The following is a 16832-nucleotide window of genomic DNA, read 5'->3' on the forward strand; positions in this document are numbered from 1 at the left end:
AATTTTCCTTTGAAAAAGCCTCTCGTCATGGTCAAATTGTGTTGCAAAACGGTCTCCGCGAGCTTGTCATCCGGCCCGGATGACTTCCCAAGTGTGGCTCTTTCGCTTTGTCGTTCGGCCTTGATGGAGTTCGAAAGTCATTTTTCCAGACATGGAAAGCCGCTTGGTTGGAGATTCATCCTGTCAGCCGTTCCTCTCTGTGTCCGCTATTTTCAAATTCTTTAATACTTCGTGATATATATTCGGTCATTCGGCTTTTATGTATGATGGAATGATGATGTTGTAAGTGACAGAGCTGATTTTTTGCGGTTTCATAGACTGTGGCTTGCGACATTTTTATTGTTATGATGGTATATTGTGCTGCTTTTGAGTACAAAAAGGCTTTCTCTCCGTCTTTTATGTGTTCGTCTTCAGCTGATGGGCAGACAAGGGCGTTTATTATTATATAAAGGTGAAAACAAAACATATTAACGGTAATATGAAGCAGAAAATAATGATAGCAGTTTGCGCGTTGCTGCTGACTCCGGGTGCGGCAATGGCGCAATATCCCCAGCTTTCGGGCGAAGGTGCTGCCAGAATCGATTCGATGAAGAAAGCGTGGGAACGGCATGCCGATGAGGCATGGACCAAAGCATTTCCCATTGTTCAGAAAGAAGCACAGCAGGGACGGCCATACGTGCCGTGGGCTTCGCGACCCTACGACCTGCGACAGGCTAAGATTCCGGCATTTCCCGGTGCGGAGGGTGGCGGTATGTACACCTTTGGCGGTCGTGGTGGCAAGGTGCTTGTGGTCACCAATCTGGATGACGATGGACCCGGTTCGTTCCGTTGGGCCTGCGAACAGGGCGGTGCCCGCATCGTGGTGTTCAACGTGGCAGGCATCATCCGGCTGAAGAGTCCCATTTTCGTGCGTGCCCCTTACATCACGATTGCCGGACAGACAGCCCCGGGCGACGGGGTGTGCATTGCCGGTGAATCATTTCAGGTAGACACTCACGATGTCATTGTGCGCCACATGCGTTTCCGTCGCGGGCAGACCAGTGTCATTTATCGTGAAGACTCCTTTGGGGGTAATCCCATCGGAAACATCATGATAGACCACTGTTCCTGCGAATGGGGACTTGATGAGAATATCTCTTTCTATCGGCACATGTTCGACTTGGGCGACAAAACGGGCAAACGGAAGGAGCCAACCGTGAATGTCACCATACAAAATACGATTTCTGCGAAGGCTCTCGATACGTGGAATCATGCCTTCGGCAGTACCATCGGTGGCGAAAACGCTTCTTTCATGCGCAATCTGTGGGCTGACAACACGGGGCGCAACCCCTCCATCGGATGGGGCGGTGTGTTTAATTTTGTCAACAATGTGATTTACAACTGGGTGCATCGCACGGCCGATGGCGGTGAGTATTCCACCATGTCCAACTTCATCAACAACTACTATAAGCCGGGGCCGCTCACTCCCTTGGACAAGCCCGTGGGTCATCGGTTTATCAAGTCGGAGAGTCGTAGCGAGCATCTTTTCCCTTATAAGCAGTATGGGCGGATTTATGCTTCGGGCAATGTGATGGAAGGTAACGAGGCCGTGACCCGCGACAACTGGGCAGGGGGTATCCAGATAGCCGATGACACCGACCGGATTCCCAATCTTGAGAAGTCGATGATGTGCAGCAACGAGCCGTTTGCAATGCCGCATCTCACTATCATGGATGCCGGTCGGGCTTACAGTTGGGTGCTTGACAATGCCGGAGCCACGCTGCCGGTGCGCGATGAGGTGGACAGGAAAATCATTGAAGAGGTGCGCACGGGCAAGGCTTTCTATGTGAACAAGCTCCCGAAAGACAATCCCTACGGCGATACATGGGGGCTCTCCGAGAAAAGTCAGAACGAAGACGGACTGTTCAAATATCGCCGGCTGGGCAAGGATTCTTATAAATTTGGCATCATCACCGATCCCCGACAGATGGGGGGCTATCCCAAATATAAAGGCAAGCCCTATCAAGACAGCGACGGAGACGGTATGCCCGACGCATGGGAGACGGCCAACGGTCTCAATCCCAACGATCCATCGGATGCCAACGGCGACATCAACGGTGACGGATACACCAACATTGAGAAGTATATCAATGGCATTGACACCCGTAAAAAGGTGGACTGGACCGACTTGAAGAATAATCATGACACGCTGGCCGAGCGTGGCGGGGTGATGTAAAGATGGAGGGAAAGACATGAATAGACTGTTTTTGACGCTCTGTTGCGCCTTAATGTTGGCCGGAGCAAAAGCACAAGTGGCTCTCGACAGTACTCGGCGTGCGCCCGAGTACGTGCGGAATATTGTCGCCCGTTCCGGGAAAATCGTGAATCTGCTCGGTCTGAGCAATGATGATGCCAAGAGAAATGTACTGAATGTCATTGCCAACCGTTATTTTCTGTTGAACGATCTTTATGCGAAATACGCTTCTGACAGGCAGGCACTTGAGGCCGAACTCTACAAGCATCATTTCGAATTTGCGACAGCACTGGCTGATTATCTCACAGATGGGCAAATCGAAACCGTGAAAGACGGGATGACTTACGGTGTGGTGACCAAGACCTATCAGGCGCATTTGGAGATGATTCCTTCGCTCAAGGAGGATGAAAAACTTCGGATACTGAACTGGCTCAAAGAGGCACGCGAGTTTGCCATCGATGCTTCCGATGCCAAAAGCAAACACGCGTGGTTTGGTAAGTACAAGGGGCGCATCAACAACTGGTTGGCATCCCGCGGCTACGACCTTAAGGCTGAGCGCGAAGCGTGGATGAAGCGGGTGAACAAGTAGACTCGTCCGTCTGCCAACTAAGATAAATGTATGAGAAAAATAATAGCCTTTTTCATTGCTGTCACGGCCGGGATTGCGCAACTATCAGCGCAATCTTTCCCGTTGGACTATTCCTATTGCGGCTACCGCATGTCTGAACAACCGATTCCCGACGTGCCGGTAGCCGTATTCGTTGGCCACAAGTCGGGTGACAATGCAGCCCGCATCCAGCGTGCCATCGACTATGTGTCCTCGCTGCGCCCCGACCGTAAGACCGGAGTTCGGGGAGCTGTGCTGCTCGACAGGGGGACGTTTGAACTCTCTCTGCCGCTACGCATCAGTGCTTCGGGTGTGGTGTTGCGCGGTGTGGACAAGAAAGCCACGGTGCTCCGGAAGCGTGGCGTGGATCGTGGGGCTATCGTCTATCTCGAGGGGCGTAATGATTTGCGCGTCACGGATACGCTCCGTGTGGCGGCTGATGTGCCTTTAGGCAGTCGGCATATCCCCGTCTCTCCGTCATCAAAAGCTGCCTCCCCGTCTCTGAAAGCCGGCGATGAGGTGATGATTTGGCGTCCGTCCACAGCCGAATGGATAGCTATGCTAGGGTGTGGAGACTTTGGCGGTGGACAGAAGTTCGGTTATTGGGGGTGGCATCCCGGCGAACTTGATGTGGTGTGGAGCCGTCGGGTGAATTCTTCCACGGTATCAGGTATCGTCCTTGATGCCCCTTTGAGCATGGCTCTCGACCGGCGTTGGGCCGATGCCAAACTGCTGCGCTATGTTTGGCCGGGTAGGATGGAATGCTCGGGGGTGGAAAACTTGACGCTCGAAGCTGACTGCCACCCTTCACGGCCTATGGACGAAGATCATGCGTGGGATGGCGTCTACATCGCCAATGCCCGCAACTGCTGGGTGCGGATGGTCGAATTCCGCCATTTGGCCGGTTCGGCAGTTGTTGTGCAACGTTCCGGGCAGCAAGTCACGGTAGAAGATTGCATCTCCCGTGAGCCTGTGTCGGAAGTGGGGGGAATGCGCCGCCGCACATTCCTGGTGCTTGGTGAGAAATGTCTTTTCCAACGTTGCTATTCCGAACAGGGCATCAACGACTTCTCGGCCGGTTTCTGTGCGGCAGGGCCCAACGCCTTTGTGCAATGCGACACCAAGGAGTCGCTCGGTTTTAGCGGTGCGAGTTCGTCGTGGGCCACGGGTTTGTTGTTTGATGTGGTGAACATTGACGGCAACGACTTGAAGTTTACCAATCTTGGCTTGGAGAAATATGGAACCGGTTGGAACACCACCAACAGTCTGGCCTATCAGTGCACAGCTTCCGGTATTTATGCCGACAGCTTGCCCGATGGAAGCACGAATCAGGTTTATGGCTGCTGGGCACAGTTCAACGGCACGGGTCGGTTCGCATCTCTCAACAATCATGTACGTCCCCGAAGTGTCTTTGCCGAACAGCTGCGAATGCGTATTGGCAGAATCGTTGACAACGTCTGTCGCACACTGAATATCAATATCGGCGAGTCGAGTAGTCCCACGATAGAAGAAGCGCAGGCTTTTACGGCTATGGCCCGCCATCCTCGTACGACGATGGAGATGTGGATAGACAGTGCCAGACTTGTTCCACAGCTCACCCATAAGAGCGGTAGGGATGTTGATGCACTGCCGGTTATGCTTGTCGGAAAGCCGGTGAAGCAGCCTGTTTTTGCCGTGAAAGACGGTCGATTGGTCATTGATGGTTGTCTCGCAGTAGGTGGTCGGCACAACGTGCCGTGGTGGAATGGGCGTATGCGCTATTCGGCTATGGAGAAAGCCGACTACGGTGTGACCCGTTTCGTGCCCGGTATGGAGGGACGGGGAGCTACCGATCGCATCGACTCGGTGGTGGCAACGATGGGGCGTAGCCACACATTGGTGCTTCATCAGAACTATGGTTTGTGGTACGACCGCCGCCGTGACGACCATGAGCGTGTCCGCCGCCGAGACGGCGATGTGTGGGCACCTTTTTATGAGCAACCTTTTGCCCGAAGCGGACAAGGCAAGGCTTGGGACGGATTGAGCCGATACGACCTCACGCAGTCCAATCCTTGGTACTACCAACGGCTCAACGAGTTTGCCGATAAGGGAAGTCGTGAAGGCCTACTACTTTTCAATGAGCATTATTTTCAGCACAATATTCTTGAGGCCGGAGCCCATTGGGTGGATTGCCCGTGGCGTTCGGCCAACAATGTCAATGCCACCGGTTTTCCCGAGCCCGTTCCTTTTGCCGGTGACAAGCGTGTCTTCATGGCTGAATACTTCTACGATGTCACGCATCCCGTGCGTCGCGAGTTGCATAGGCAATATATTTTCAGACAGTTGGATGCCTTGGCTGACCACCCTAACGTGATCCACTCCATTGGTGAAGAGTTTACAGGCCCCTTGCCTTTCGTGCGTTTTTGGCTCGATACAGTTTGCGAATGGAAAAGTAAAACTAAAAAGAAAGTGTTAATCGCATTGGCTGTTACGCGAGATGTACAAGATTCTATTATGGCCGATTCTGTGCGCTCCAAAGCGGTGGATATCATCGACATACAGCAGTGGTATTACCACAATAAAGGGCTGTATGCCCCACAAGGCGGACTGAATATGGCTCCCCGTCAGTATGCCCGTAAGATAAAAGCCGGAAATGTGGGCTTCGATGAGGTCTATCGGGCGGTGGAAGAGTGTCGGAAGGCCTATCCCGACAAGGCGGTGGTTTATTATGCTCCGCGTTATCCGGAGTTGGCTTGGGCTGTGCTGATGGCCGGAGGCTCCTGCCCGGCAGTGGCTGTGCGTGATGAGGCTTTTCTTCGTGATGTGGCCCGGATGGCTCCTTCAGGGAACTCAAAAGGTGTCTGCACGATGGAAAATCCGCAGGGCGGTGCCCTGTTCTATCTCGATGGTGCAGGGAAATCGGCTTCGGTGACGCTGGCTAAGGGGCTCTACAGGCTTTATCAGATAGTTCCGCAAACGGGAGAGTTGTTGCCCGTGGGGAGCAAACGAGTGCTTGCCGGTCGTTTTGGCTGGTCGGAGAAAGGTGTCTTTTGGTTGAAGCGGTTGAAATAAGTAGGTCGTTGCAGGTGACAAAAAGCACCTTGTTTCGTCTTTAAGATGAAGCAAGGTGCTTTTTCTATGGTAAAGAATATGACGACATGTAGTATTGCCGGTCTTCTGGCCGACCGTAGTTTTTTGGAATATGTGCTTGAGGCGGATGCCAAGCAGGCAGCCTATTGGAAGTCATACTCCGATGAGCACCCCCATTCGCGTGTTGTAATAGCCCGGGCCAAAGACATTCTGCTGCATCTCGACAGGCCCACACCCCATTTTTCAGACGATGAGATAGAAGCCTTAAAACGGCGGTTAAAAGTTTCTTTATATGCAGGAAATAGTCGGAAAAATGGCTGAAATACCAATTTTTCCTACTTTTTTGTCTTTTTTTACGACCTTAGTCCATACTTTTTAGGTAATTTTGTGTCATCTACTTTTGAATAAACAATTACCTAATGGACACTACGACAAATCTTAAAGACGAACAGGCCCTCTCGCTCTTGAAAGCCTACCACGAGGGGGACGAGACAGCTTTCTCCACCTTATATAATATGTATATACGGATGTTGCTGAACTATGGACGTTGTCTCACTACCGACAACGAACTGGTGAAGGACTGTGTACACGATGTTTTTATGAAGCTGTTGGACCGTACTCATATTCCCCACATCACCAAAATGAGTTCCTATCTCGTCATATCGCTGCGCAACCGCTTGGTTGATGAGTTCCGCCGGGCCACTTTCACCACTGAGACTGCTGTGGAGGAAGTGCGTGTAGGGCAGGTTGTGGCAGATGTGGAGCACGAATATCTGGTCGGGGAGCGCACCATCGGTGACAGACAGGAGGTGGGCAAGCTGCTTGATTGTCTGACTCCCCGCCAGCGCACGGCCTTCCAACTCTACTATTTGGAGGAACGCAAATACGACGAGATATGTCGGTTGATGAACATGAACTATCATTCAGTGCGCAATCTTGTGCATCGTGGAATGCTCAAACTGCGGGCCGCTGCAGTATGCTGATGTCATTGTAATTATAAAGCTCAAACGGCTTTGCAAAAGGGCCACACTTGGATAGAAAAGTCCCATTAAGGGGTTGGGGGATGCTGGTGGCTTGGTCATAAAAAAAGAGGAACACTAATGTGCTCCTCTTGCCGGTGTAAAGATACAAAATAATCGGGCCAAATGCAAATGCTCCAAGGATATTCTTGACATACACCGTATGTCTACAAGCTGAACGAGATGGGCAAGTGATATTTCACGAGCACCGGTTTGCCGTCTTGCGTGCCGGGCGTCCAGTTGGGCATCTCGCTGACCACCCGCACGGCCTCAACCTTGAAGCAGCCCTCACACTCCTCTTGCAATTTGGCGCGTGTACCCTTCGTCATGCCTGATACCTTGGCATTGGTGAAATGGAAGTCGCTCACTTTCGACACACGCACATCGGTAAGCGAACCGTCGCGCTCCACCACAAACTCGCAAACCACCCGAGCCGCAGCCCCCGCCTTGGTGCATGCGGCGGGATATTTGAGATGGGCGGAAAGATAGTTGGCGAGCGCTTCATTGCCGCCCGTGAACTGCGGTTGCACCACCACCGGCTCGGGCTTCTTGGAACGGGCCAGTGTGCCGTCGGCATCGAGCCGGGCAAGCAGCCCCTCCACTTTGGTCAAATCGACCGTGGCAAGCGTTATGCGCCCTTCGGGGTCGATGACATAGTAGCTCGGAATCCAGTTCACGTGGTAGAGCGTGTCAATGGCGGTCTCTTTCTTCCACTTCTTGAGTTCGCTCACCTGCGCCCAATAGAGTTTGTTGGCGGTGATGTAGCCGTTCCACTTGTCAAAGTCGGTGTCGAACGAAACACCCATCAACCGCACGCCTTTCTGCCTGTAAGCATCGTTGAGAGCCTTCATGCGCGGCATGTCCTTGCGGCAGTCGGGACACCACGAGGCCCAAAACTCGAGTACCACATAGCTGCCCCGATAGTTAGAGAATGTCTTCATTTCGCCCAAATTGCTCCGCAGCATGAAGTCGGGAGCCACGGTGCCGGGTTTCAACAAGTCTTTGGCATAGAGCGAGTCAGCGTCTTCGGCCATCATCTGCGCACACGCTGAAATAAGCAGCAGGGTTGTCATCAAAATTTTTTTCATCATGTCTGTTTTTCGATTAGGGAATCGTTATTCTTCAGTCTTGTCGGCAGTGTCTTTCACCTTCATCGGCCCGCGCACCTTGTCTTTAGCCGAAAGGCCTTTCTTGATCTCAATGTTGATGCCGTCACTCAAGCCCGTGACTACTTTTCGACGCTCGTAGATAGGCTTGTCGGCACTGCCCTTGACGAGATAGACAAACGTGTCGTTGCCACTAAACTCGATGGCACTCTCGGGCACCGTGAGCACATGGGTGGCCGATGCCAGCACGATTTCGGCATTGGCACTATATCCGCTGCGTATCTCGTTGCCTTTGAGCACATGCACGGCCGCCTTGATTTCAAACTGGTTGGCTCCGTTACTCTCCACGGCTTTCGGCGAAATGTATTCCAAGGCCGCCTGAAAATGGATGTTCTGCAAGGCACCGATGGTGATTTTCATGGGCATACCCGTCACAAGACGGCCCACTTCGGTCTCGTCGATATTGCCACGGAATATCAAGTCGCCCATATTGGCCACAGTGGCGATGGTGGTACCGTCGTTGAAAGTGTTGCTGAGGATGACCGTATTGCCCACCTTCACGGGCACATTGAGGATGAGGCCGCTGATGGTGGAGCGGATGAGTGTGGAACTGCCCGTGGCATTGCTGCTCGACACACCGTCGCGCACCACTTGCAGGTTGTCGGCCGCGGCAGACACCTCCTCACGCGCCTGATTGTAGCGCTGGCGTATCTGGTCGTACTCGTCGGCCGAAACGAGCCCCTTGTCGAAGAGTTCCTTTTCCCGCGAATAGTCGGTCTTGGCCTGCTTGACATTGATGCCGGCCAACCGCACACGCGCTTCAGCAGCCGAGAGCTGCCCCATGTCGGGTATCACCTTGACCCGGGCGATGACCTCTCCGGCAGTGACCATCTGCCCGGCCTCCTTGTAGAGGTGGGTGATGATGCCGGAAATCTGCGGTTTCACGTTCACTTCGTTTCGTGGTTCTATCTTTCCCGTGACGACAGTCGTCTTCCGCAAGTCTCTCACTGTCGGCACAAACTCTTCATACTCCACCGGTTTCGGCTGCGACTGAATCCAGAGAAACACGAACGTTCCGATAAAAATCAGGGCGATCACGCCCGCAACAATCATTTTAAAATACTTCTTCATAAGCCTTCCCCGGCCCTTCAAGCGAAGGGAGTGCCCACGGGGTGTTTGCTCGGCACATTGGTTATAGATAATTTTAATTCTTTCTCAGTCGGGAGGGAGGGCGCATAGAGGCCCTTCCTGCTCACTCGTCTCTCATCGCATCGACAGGTTTGATGCTCATGGCACGGGCGGCAGGGGCCACCCCGGCAAGTACTCCGAGCACGCTCAGCAGCGTGGCAGCCCCCAAGGCCGTCCAGAACGTCACCTGATAGTGGGCCGTGATGATGCCATCGGTGGTATTGGCCAACTGTAAAAATTGCAGGATGATGACAGCAAAGAGGATGCCGCTCATTCCGGCTACGGCCGTGAGCACAAGACTCTCGGCGATGATTTGTGAGAGTATCATGCGCGGCGTGGCCCCGATGGCGCGACGTATTCCGATCTCGGTGGTGCGCTCACGCACGGTGACCATCATGATGTTCGACACACCGATGGCTCCGGCCAGCAGCGTCCCGATGCCCACCAGCCATATCAGGAAGTTGACACCGGTGAAGAGATTGTCCATCATGCCGAAGAGCACCTCGGTGTTGAACACGGTGATGCCTTTCTCGTCGGTGGGGTCTATCGTGTGGGAACGGGCGATGACCTCACGCATGTCGGCGGTGATGTCACTGATTTTCACGCCCGGACGGGCCGTGACGCACATCAGATGCACCGTGTCGCCAAGATTGTAGGTCTGCTGCATGAGCGTGAGTGGAATGGAGACAGCCTCCTCGGCACGCCCGTTGATGTTCATGTTGCCAGCACTGTAGTCCACTCCCACCACGGAATAGTAGGTGGAGTCGAGGCGAATCATCTGCCCACAAGGATCTCCTCCGCCGGGGAAGAGGGTTTTATACACCTTTTTGCCCAGCACACATACCTTGCGATGCTGGCGAATGTCCATCTCGTTGAGATAGCGGCCAAAATACATTTTTGGGGTCTCCACTTTCATGTAGTCGGGCAAAAGGCCCTTCACATTGCAGTTGCTCTTCTTGTCGCCGAACACAGCCGTGGTGCCCCAGTGCGAGAGCATGGGCGACACCACATCCAACCCCGGCACTTGTTGCTTCAACCGGTCGATGTCATGATACACCATGCTCCACTGCCGTCCTTTCCTGAATCCCTTGTAGGGCTTGGTGGTGGGCTGCCCGAAGATGATGGCACTGTTGGTTGCAAAGCCTGCAAAGTTGTTGGAAAGGGTCTCGTTGAGCCCCCGCCCGCTGCCGATGAGGGCCACGAGCATGAACACGCCCCAGAACACGCCGAACCCGGTGAGGAACGAACGGCTCTTGTTGCGCGTCAGCGTGTCAAGGATTTCGCGATATGTGTCGATGTCTATCTTCAATGCTGTTGACTGTTTGATGGGAAGTTAGGGGATTCAGTTTTGATTGTTCACTCGGATCTAAGTGCCTCTATCGGACGTATGCGGGCTGCCTTGCGGGCCGGGACAAGACCGGCCAGTGTGCCGGCCAAGATCATCACCAACGTGGCTTCGAGGCACACGCCGATGCCCACGGTGGGGTTGACAAACATCGTGGCGGTGAACAGTCCGGTGTTCACTTGTTCGTGGCCGATTGTGGCATCCATGTATTGATTGGCTGCCACGCCGAGCAACATGCCGATATAGCCGAAGAGGGTGGTGATAATGACGCTCTCTATGATGATGAGTCGGAGAATGGAAGCGGGTTTGGCACCGATGGCTTTGCGGATGCCGAACTCACGGGTGCGCTCCTTCACGGTGATGAGCATAATGTTGCTCACACCCACAATGCCGCTAAGGAGCGTGAAAAGTCCGATCACCCAGAGGGCTGTCCGGAGGATACTCATGCCCTGTTCCATCTGCATGTTCTGCGTGAAGCGGTTCCACACCCACACGGCTTCCTCATCGTCGGGGGCCGCCCGGTGGTTCTTGTTCAGCCGGGCCTTGTATTGCTTTTCGAAGTTCTCGTTGTTTTGCTCGGTCTGCAGGCCGTGGAAAGTGAATTCGATGTTCCCGACATCGTCACCGCGGTTGTACATCGTGCGTAGTGTCGTGAAAGCCGTATAGAATTCGTTGCCCATACCGCTCTGGTCGTTCTTGTAGATGCCCACCACCTGAAAGGCGATGTCGCCCACTTTGACATAGCAGCCCACCAGACGGGAAAGGTCGCCCGCAAAGAGTTCTTTAGCCTGATTGTCGCTGACAACGAGCACTTTGCGTGTCTGCTGCAAGTCCACTTGATTGATAAAACGACCGTGGAGCATCTCTATCTTGTTGATTTCATCCGCATTGGGATACACTCCATAGAGCGTTCCGGAAATGTAGTTCTCACCGTAGCTGACAGTCATACCGCCCTGATGGAGTTGCGCCCCCACCTCGTCTACATGCTGCCCGAAGTCGTGGGCGGTGATTTGCAGGTCGCGGTCGTTGAGGGCTATGGGGCGGCCTTCCTTCAGTCCGTCATACGCTTTGGCCGTCTGTCCGCCACCCACCATCATCGAATTGGCCATGAAGCGGTCGGTATTTTGGAGTTGGGCGTTGATGAGCCCATTGCCGGCACCAAGCAGGAAGATGAGCATAAAGATGCCCCAAGCCACGGCAAACCCCGTGAGGGCCGTGCGTAGCTTGTTGCGCTTGGCGGTGCTCCATATCTCATTGATGATATCTCTCATGATGCAAAGTGTCTCGTTGTGGGCGTGTTCAAATATTGTTGGGGCATGACTTGACGGGGATCACTTCATCACGCCGTCAATGCCAAACGGGCCGGCGTGGTGGTCGAAGTTGTCTTCGATGCTCCCGATGAGCCCGTCCTTGATGTGAATGATTTTGTTGGTCTCGTTGGCCACACCACTCTCATGGGTCACCACGACGATGGTTTTATGGTCTTCCCGGTTGAGTTGCTTGAGCAGTTGCATCACCTCCACACTCGTCTTGGAGTCGAGTGCGCCTGTAGGTTCGTCGGCCAGAATGATTTGTGGGTGAGTGATGAGTGCCCGGGCTATGGCCACGCGCTGCTTCTGTCCGCCCGACATCTCGTTGGGGTAGTGGTCAGCCCACTGCGCCAGTCCCAACCGGTCGAGATAGTCCATAGCCAACTGATGGCGCTTGCGCCGCCCCACTCCTTGGTAGAAAAGCGGAAGTTCCACGTTCTCCACCGCCGTCTTGAAACCGATGAGGTTGAACGACTGGAAGATGAACCCTATCAAGCGGTTACGGTATTCGGCGGCCCGACGCTCACTCAAGTCCTTGATGAGCGTGCCGGCAAGGGTGTATTCGCCCGAGTCGTAATTGTCGAGAATGCCTAATATATTTAATAAGGTGGATTTGCCGGAACCCGAGGCTCCCATGATGGAGACGAATTCGCCTTCTTCAATGTCGAGACTGATGCCTTTGAGTACGTGCAAAGGCTGGGCTCCGAAATAGGTCTTGTTGATATCGTGTAGATGTATCATCGCTTGTTAGACGCTTCTGCCGAACGGAAAGTTGCATACGGCAGACAAAAAACGCATTTGCCGCATGGAGCCGAGGTTGCTCACAGACTCATGTCTCTCCGGTTGTCGGTCTTCATGTTTTTTCTATTCTTAATGTTCCGTCGCAATAGTCGACCACTGCAGGCCGGTGGGTGATGAAGATGATGGTCTTGTCGTGACCGGCCAGAATATTGTGCAGCAACTGCCGCTCGGTTTCGGGGTCGAGCGCACTCGTGGCCTCGTCGAAGAGCATGATGCTGCGATTGCGCAACAGACTGCGGGCGATGGCAATGCGCTGGGCCTGCCCTTCACTCAGGCCTCCGCCCTGCTCGGAGCAGAGGGTGTCGAGACCGTCGGGTAGGGAAAACACAAAGTCGGCACAACTCAACTCCAAAGCCTCGTGCATCTCTTCATCGGTGGCCGTGAGTTTGCCGAGTCGCAAGTTGTCGCGTATGCTGCCACTCATCAGGGTGTTGCCTTGCGGCACATAGACAAAGTTGCAACGGTGACGGGGGATGAGGGGCTGGATAAAGGGAGTTGGAGCCGATCCCGACTGGTGGCGGCCATTGCCGCGATGCTTACCCGATGACTTGGCATGTCGTTTCTTCGAAGACTGGCGTGTCCGTTGGTCGTGGTGGCAGAGACGGTCGGCCTCGCTGTAAATCTCCACTCTGCCGCTCTGCGGCTTGATCAATGCCAACAGCAGACGAATGAGGGTAGTTTTTCCGGCTCCGGTCTCCCCGAGGATGGCCGTACAGGACCCGGGACGGAAGTCGAAAGAGAGTCCACTGATGACATTGCCGTCTTGTGCCGTATAAGCATAACTGACATTCGTAAGCCTCAAACCACAGGGGGCACTGACCTCTATGGGATCGTCAAGCTCTTCGAGCGGGTTCTCTTCCAGTTCCATGAGGCGTTCGGCAGCCGTGAACACGCTCACGAAAGCCGGCACGAGTTTGGTCAGATTGCGGGCCGGCCCCTGTATTTTGCTCACCAGCTGGAGGAAAGCCGTCATACCGCCAAAGGTCAGTGTGCCGGCGCTCATGCGTAGGGCTGCCCAGAGAAAAGCAACAAGATAGCCCAGAGCAAAACCGAAATTGAGAATGAGATTGCTGAAAACGCTGAACAGTGTGCGCCTCACTACGTTGTGGCGCAATTCACTTTGGGTGTTTTCCAAGCGATCCACCATTGCCGAATCGCTTTCCAGCGTCTTGATAAGCATACGATGCTGAATGGTTTCCTGTAACACGCTTTGCACTTTGGAGTCGGAATCGCGCACCTGCCGGGTGAGTTTGCGCATCTGCCCCACGTAGATCTTGCTCACGGCCACGAATATCGGGATGATGGCTATGATGACAAAGGCCAACAACTTGTCCATCGAAAACAGATAAAAGAACGCTCCGAGAAACATGGCTACCACACTCAGCGAGTTGGGAATGACTTCCGTGAGAAAGTCTACAACGTTGTTGACATCAAATTCCAGCCGGTTGAGCACATCACCCGAATGCCTCATCTCCTTGCCGTGCCACTCCGACCGCAGGATGCGGTCGAGCATGCGTTGTTGCATACGGTTTTGGGCCTTGATGCCCAACAGGTTTTTAATCCAGATGGCCGACACGCTGAGGGAGAAATCAAGCAGTATCAGCCCCCCCATGAGGGCCACGGCCCAGTAGACGTCGCCCTCCACAGCCCCCGAAGCCACATCGATGGCACGTTTCACGGCCCACACTTGGGCCAGACTCACACCCACAGAAAGCAGCCCGACAAGCGCATTGAGCACTGCCTGTAACTGATTGCCACGCCAAGCCCGCCACAACCATTTGAGAATGATTCCGGCCGGATATTTCGATTCCGGTATTTTGAGAAGACTCTTTATTCTCATTTCCATCCTTACATAACTGCCATTCACGTTTACGGCAGGCCCGTTTATTTCTGCCGTGTATCGGCCCCCCACATCAGTTTCTCACGCAAGGTGGAGAAATAACGCCGGTTGCACAGCCTCACGATCTTGATTTTATAAGGGGCTTTGCGTATGGTGAGATGCGTGCCTTCGGCCATTTTCTCGCTTCGGCCGTCAATAGCCACGAGGAAATTGTGGCTGCGCGACTCTACATCGAGGGTGATGACCGATGTGTCGTTGAGCACCACCGGACGTATGTTCAGACTGTGTGGGGCCACCGGAGTGATGCAGAGGCTGCCACTTTGTGGGGCGATGATGGGGCCGCCGTTACTCAAATTGTAGGCCGTGCTGCCCGTCGGGGTAGCCACGATCAGTCCGTCAGCTTGATAGTTGACCAAGAAATCGCCATTCACGTAAGTGCGAATGGAAATCATCGAAGCCGAATCGCGCTTCAACACGGCAATGTCGTTGAGAGCCACAGGATTGCCCTGCACCGGTTCGCAGTCGCTCTCCACCTGTATGGGTGTGTGGTCTTCTATCACGTAGTCGCCGGCAAACACCTTGTCAAGCGTCTCTTCTATCTCTCTCGGCAAAACATCGGCCAGAAATCCAAGCCGCCCCATGTTGACTCCGATAATGGGTATCTCTCTGCCCCCCACTCTGCCGGCAGCTTTAAGAAGCGTTCCGTCGCCTCCCATCGAAATCACATAGTCCGGATTCCCCAAATCGACAGGCTCCACCTGGGCCTCTGCCCCACGCTTCATTAAGTAGCTCAAGATGCGCTCCACGTAGAGGATGATTTCCTGCTTCTTATAGTCGTTGCCGAAAATGGCGAATTTCAACTTACGGTCTGACATAAATTTTGCCGTTTCAATTATTTTTCTTACATTTGCAAATGTAGCGAAATATTTCGTAAACCGGTGTTTTTTATTCAATTATTATGGCAAAAGTATATGAATTTCTTGCAAATGGCTTCGAGGAAATCGAAGGTTTGGCACCTGTAGACATCCTCCGCAGAGGGGGCGTAGAGATCAAGACGGTGAGCATCACAGGGTCGGAATGGGTGGAAACCTCGCACGGCGTGACCTTGAAAGCCGACTTGAAATTTGAAGATATCGCCGACTTCGACGATGCCGACATGCTGCTGTTGCCCGGCGGTATGCCCGGGTCTACAAATCTGAAAGCCCACGAGGGGGTGTGTCAAGCCCTGCTCAAGCAACATGCCGCAGGCAAGCGCATCGGTGCCATTTGCGCCGCGCCACTCGTACTTGGCAGTCTCGGTCTGCTCAAAGGCAGAAAAGCCACTTGCTATCCGGGCTTTGAAAAATATCTCGACGGTGCAGAATACACGGCCGAACTGGTGGAGGAAGACGGCAATATCACCACAGGTAAAGGTCCGGCGGCCTCATTCCCTTACGCTTACCGCATTCTAAGCTACTTCGCCGGGGAGGAAACTGCAAAGGAAGTGCAGCAAGGCATGATGTACCAATACCTCGTGGAGAAATAGCAACACCTCTCAAGGGGCATTTTCAGGAATCTTTCTCCCGTAACCATCAGTTGCGGGAGGGAATCATTTAAACCCAAACAAACAGTGGACTACGTTATCATCGTCGCCGGCGGAAAAGGACTCCGCATGGGGGCGGACATTCCCAAGCAGTTTCTGCCTATTGGCGGAAAGCCCGTCTTGATGCGCACCATCGAACGCTTCAGGGAGTATCGGCGCGACCTGAGCATCATACTCGTGCTGCCGGAAGCGCAGCAGGCCTATTGGAAGGAGCTTTGCACGGAATACGGGTTCGACATTCCCCACCGCCTTGCAAATGGTGGCAGCACGCGTTTTGAATCGTCCAAAAACGGCATAGCAGCCATTCCCAAGGGGGAAGAGGGCTTCGTGGCCATCCACGACGGGGTGCGCCCGTTCGTGTCGACAGACACCATCGCCCGGTGCTTCGAGGCAGTGGAAGAAAGTTATGCCGTCATTCCGGTGATGCCGGTGACCGACACTTTGAGATACATCGACCGACAGGGTGGCGGCAAAAACGTGCTGCGCTCTGACTATCGCACGGTGCAGACACCGCAGGTGTTCGACCTCGCGCTGCTCCGCCGGGCTTTTGGCCGGCCTTATCAAGACTCTTTCACCGATGATGCTTCGGTCGTGGAGAGTCTCGGATGCCCCGTTGCCATGGTGGAGGGCAACCGTGAGAACATCAAGATCACCACTCCTTTCGACATGGCCGTGGCCGAAACATTACTGAAAGACGGCCGATAAGCACTTTTTTCACCTTATATTATACAG

General features: G+C 53.8%; 15 protein-coding genes. 8 read left to right on the forward strand and 7 right to left on the reverse strand.

Annotated features, from left to right (window positions below; translation table 11 throughout):
- From HMPREF6485_RS14225 to HMPREF6485_RS04955, 6 genes are all read left to right on the forward strand, one after another.
- On the forward strand, positions 1-225 hold a 225-nt coding region (locus tag HMPREF6485_RS14225; RefSeq protein WP_211205721.1), incomplete at its 5' end, for a hypothetical protein.
- 253 nt (positions 226-478) lie between these two features.
- The gene (locus HMPREF6485_RS04935) at positions 479-2215 is read left to right on the forward strand and encodes a thrombospondin type 3 repeat-containing protein (RefSeq protein ID WP_004345117.1); all 1737 of its coding nucleotides are present in this window, start codon (positions 479-481) and stop codon (positions 2213-2215) included.
- A 16-nt stretch (positions 2216-2231) separates the two neighbouring features.
- Entirely contained in the window at positions 2232-2822 is a 591-nt protein-coding gene (locus HMPREF6485_RS04940; protein ID WP_407636075.1) for a DUF3826 domain-containing protein, read from the forward strand.
- Positions 2823-2852: 30 nt separating this feature from the next.
- Entirely contained in the window at positions 2853-5891 is a 3039-nt protein-coding gene (locus tag HMPREF6485_RS04945; RefSeq protein ID WP_004345120.1) for a DUF6298 domain-containing protein, read from the forward strand.
- A gap of 78 nt (positions 5892-5969) precedes the next feature.
- Complete coding sequence (locus HMPREF6485_RS04950; RefSeq protein ID WP_147279908.1) at positions 5970-6230, forward strand: hypothetical protein; 261 nt, start codon at positions 5970-5972, stop codon at positions 6228-6230.
- 98 nt (positions 6231-6328) lie between these two features.
- The gene (locus HMPREF6485_RS04955) at positions 6329-6892 is read left to right on the forward strand and encodes an RNA polymerase sigma factor (protein WP_004345122.1); all 564 of its coding nucleotides are present in this window, start codon (positions 6329-6331) and stop codon (positions 6890-6892) included.
- 203 nt (positions 6893-7095) lie between these two features.
- Here HMPREF6485_RS04955 and HMPREF6485_RS04960 read toward each other — a convergent pair whose 3' ends face one another.
- The 7 genes from HMPREF6485_RS04960 to HMPREF6485_RS04990 form a co-directional block, all read right to left on the reverse strand.
- Positions 7096-8019: a redoxin domain-containing protein gene (locus HMPREF6485_RS04960; RefSeq protein ID WP_004345124.1), complete on the reverse strand. Its 924-nt coding sequence runs from the start codon at positions 8017-8019 to the stop codon at positions 7096-7098.
- 24 nt (positions 8020-8043) lie between these two features.
- On the reverse strand, positions 8044-9165 hold the full coding sequence (locus HMPREF6485_RS04965) for an efflux RND transporter periplasmic adaptor subunit (RefSeq protein ID WP_004345125.1): 1122 nt from the start codon (positions 9163-9165) through the stop codon (positions 8044-8046).
- Between the two features lie 121 nt (positions 9166-9286).
- Positions 9287-10531, reverse strand: coding sequence for an ABC transporter permease (locus HMPREF6485_RS04970; RefSeq protein WP_004345130.1), 1245 nt, complete (start codon positions 10529-10531; stop codon positions 9287-9289).
- Between the two features lie 47 nt (positions 10532-10578).
- Entirely contained in the window at positions 10579-11838 is a 1260-nt protein-coding gene (locus tag HMPREF6485_RS04975; protein ID WP_004341028.1) for an ABC transporter permease, read from the reverse strand.
- Between the two features lie 60 nt (positions 11839-11898).
- Positions 11899-12618 (reverse strand): ABC transporter ATP-binding protein, encoded by a 720-nt coding sequence (locus HMPREF6485_RS04980; RefSeq protein WP_004345133.1) that lies wholly within the window; start codon positions 12616-12618, stop codon positions 11899-11901.
- 112 nt (positions 12619-12730) lie between these two features.
- The gene (locus HMPREF6485_RS04985) at positions 12731-14518 is read right to left on the reverse strand and encodes an ABC transporter ATP-binding protein (RefSeq protein ID WP_044126272.1); all 1788 of its coding nucleotides are present in this window, start codon (positions 14516-14518) and stop codon (positions 12731-12733) included.
- A 44-nt stretch (positions 14519-14562) separates the two neighbouring features.
- Positions 14563-15393: an NAD kinase gene (locus tag HMPREF6485_RS04990; RefSeq protein ID WP_044125851.1), complete on the reverse strand. Its 831-nt coding sequence runs from the start codon at positions 15391-15393 to the stop codon at positions 14563-14565.
- Positions 15394-15476: 83 nt separating this feature from the next.
- On the opposite strand from HMPREF6485_RS04990, the gene HMPREF6485_RS04995 reads away from it, so the two are divergent.
- Together HMPREF6485_RS04995 and HMPREF6485_RS05000 are read left to right on the forward strand one after the other, a co-directional pair.
- On the forward strand, positions 15477-16043 hold the full coding sequence (locus tag HMPREF6485_RS04995; RefSeq protein ID WP_004341021.1) for a DJ-1 family glyoxalase III: 567 nt from the start codon (positions 15477-15479) through the stop codon (positions 16041-16043).
- Between the two features lie 84 nt (positions 16044-16127).
- Complete coding sequence (locus HMPREF6485_RS05000) at positions 16128-16805, forward strand: 2-C-methyl-D-erythritol 4-phosphate cytidylyltransferase (protein WP_004345140.1); 678 nt, start codon at positions 16128-16130, stop codon at positions 16803-16805.
- The last annotated feature ends 27 nt before the right edge of the window (positions 16806-16832 follow it).

This window comes from Segatella buccae ATCC 33574, assembly GCF_000184945.1.
GTDB classification, from domain to species: domain Bacteria; phylum Bacteroidota; class Bacteroidia; order Bacteroidales; family Bacteroidaceae; genus Prevotella; species Prevotella buccae.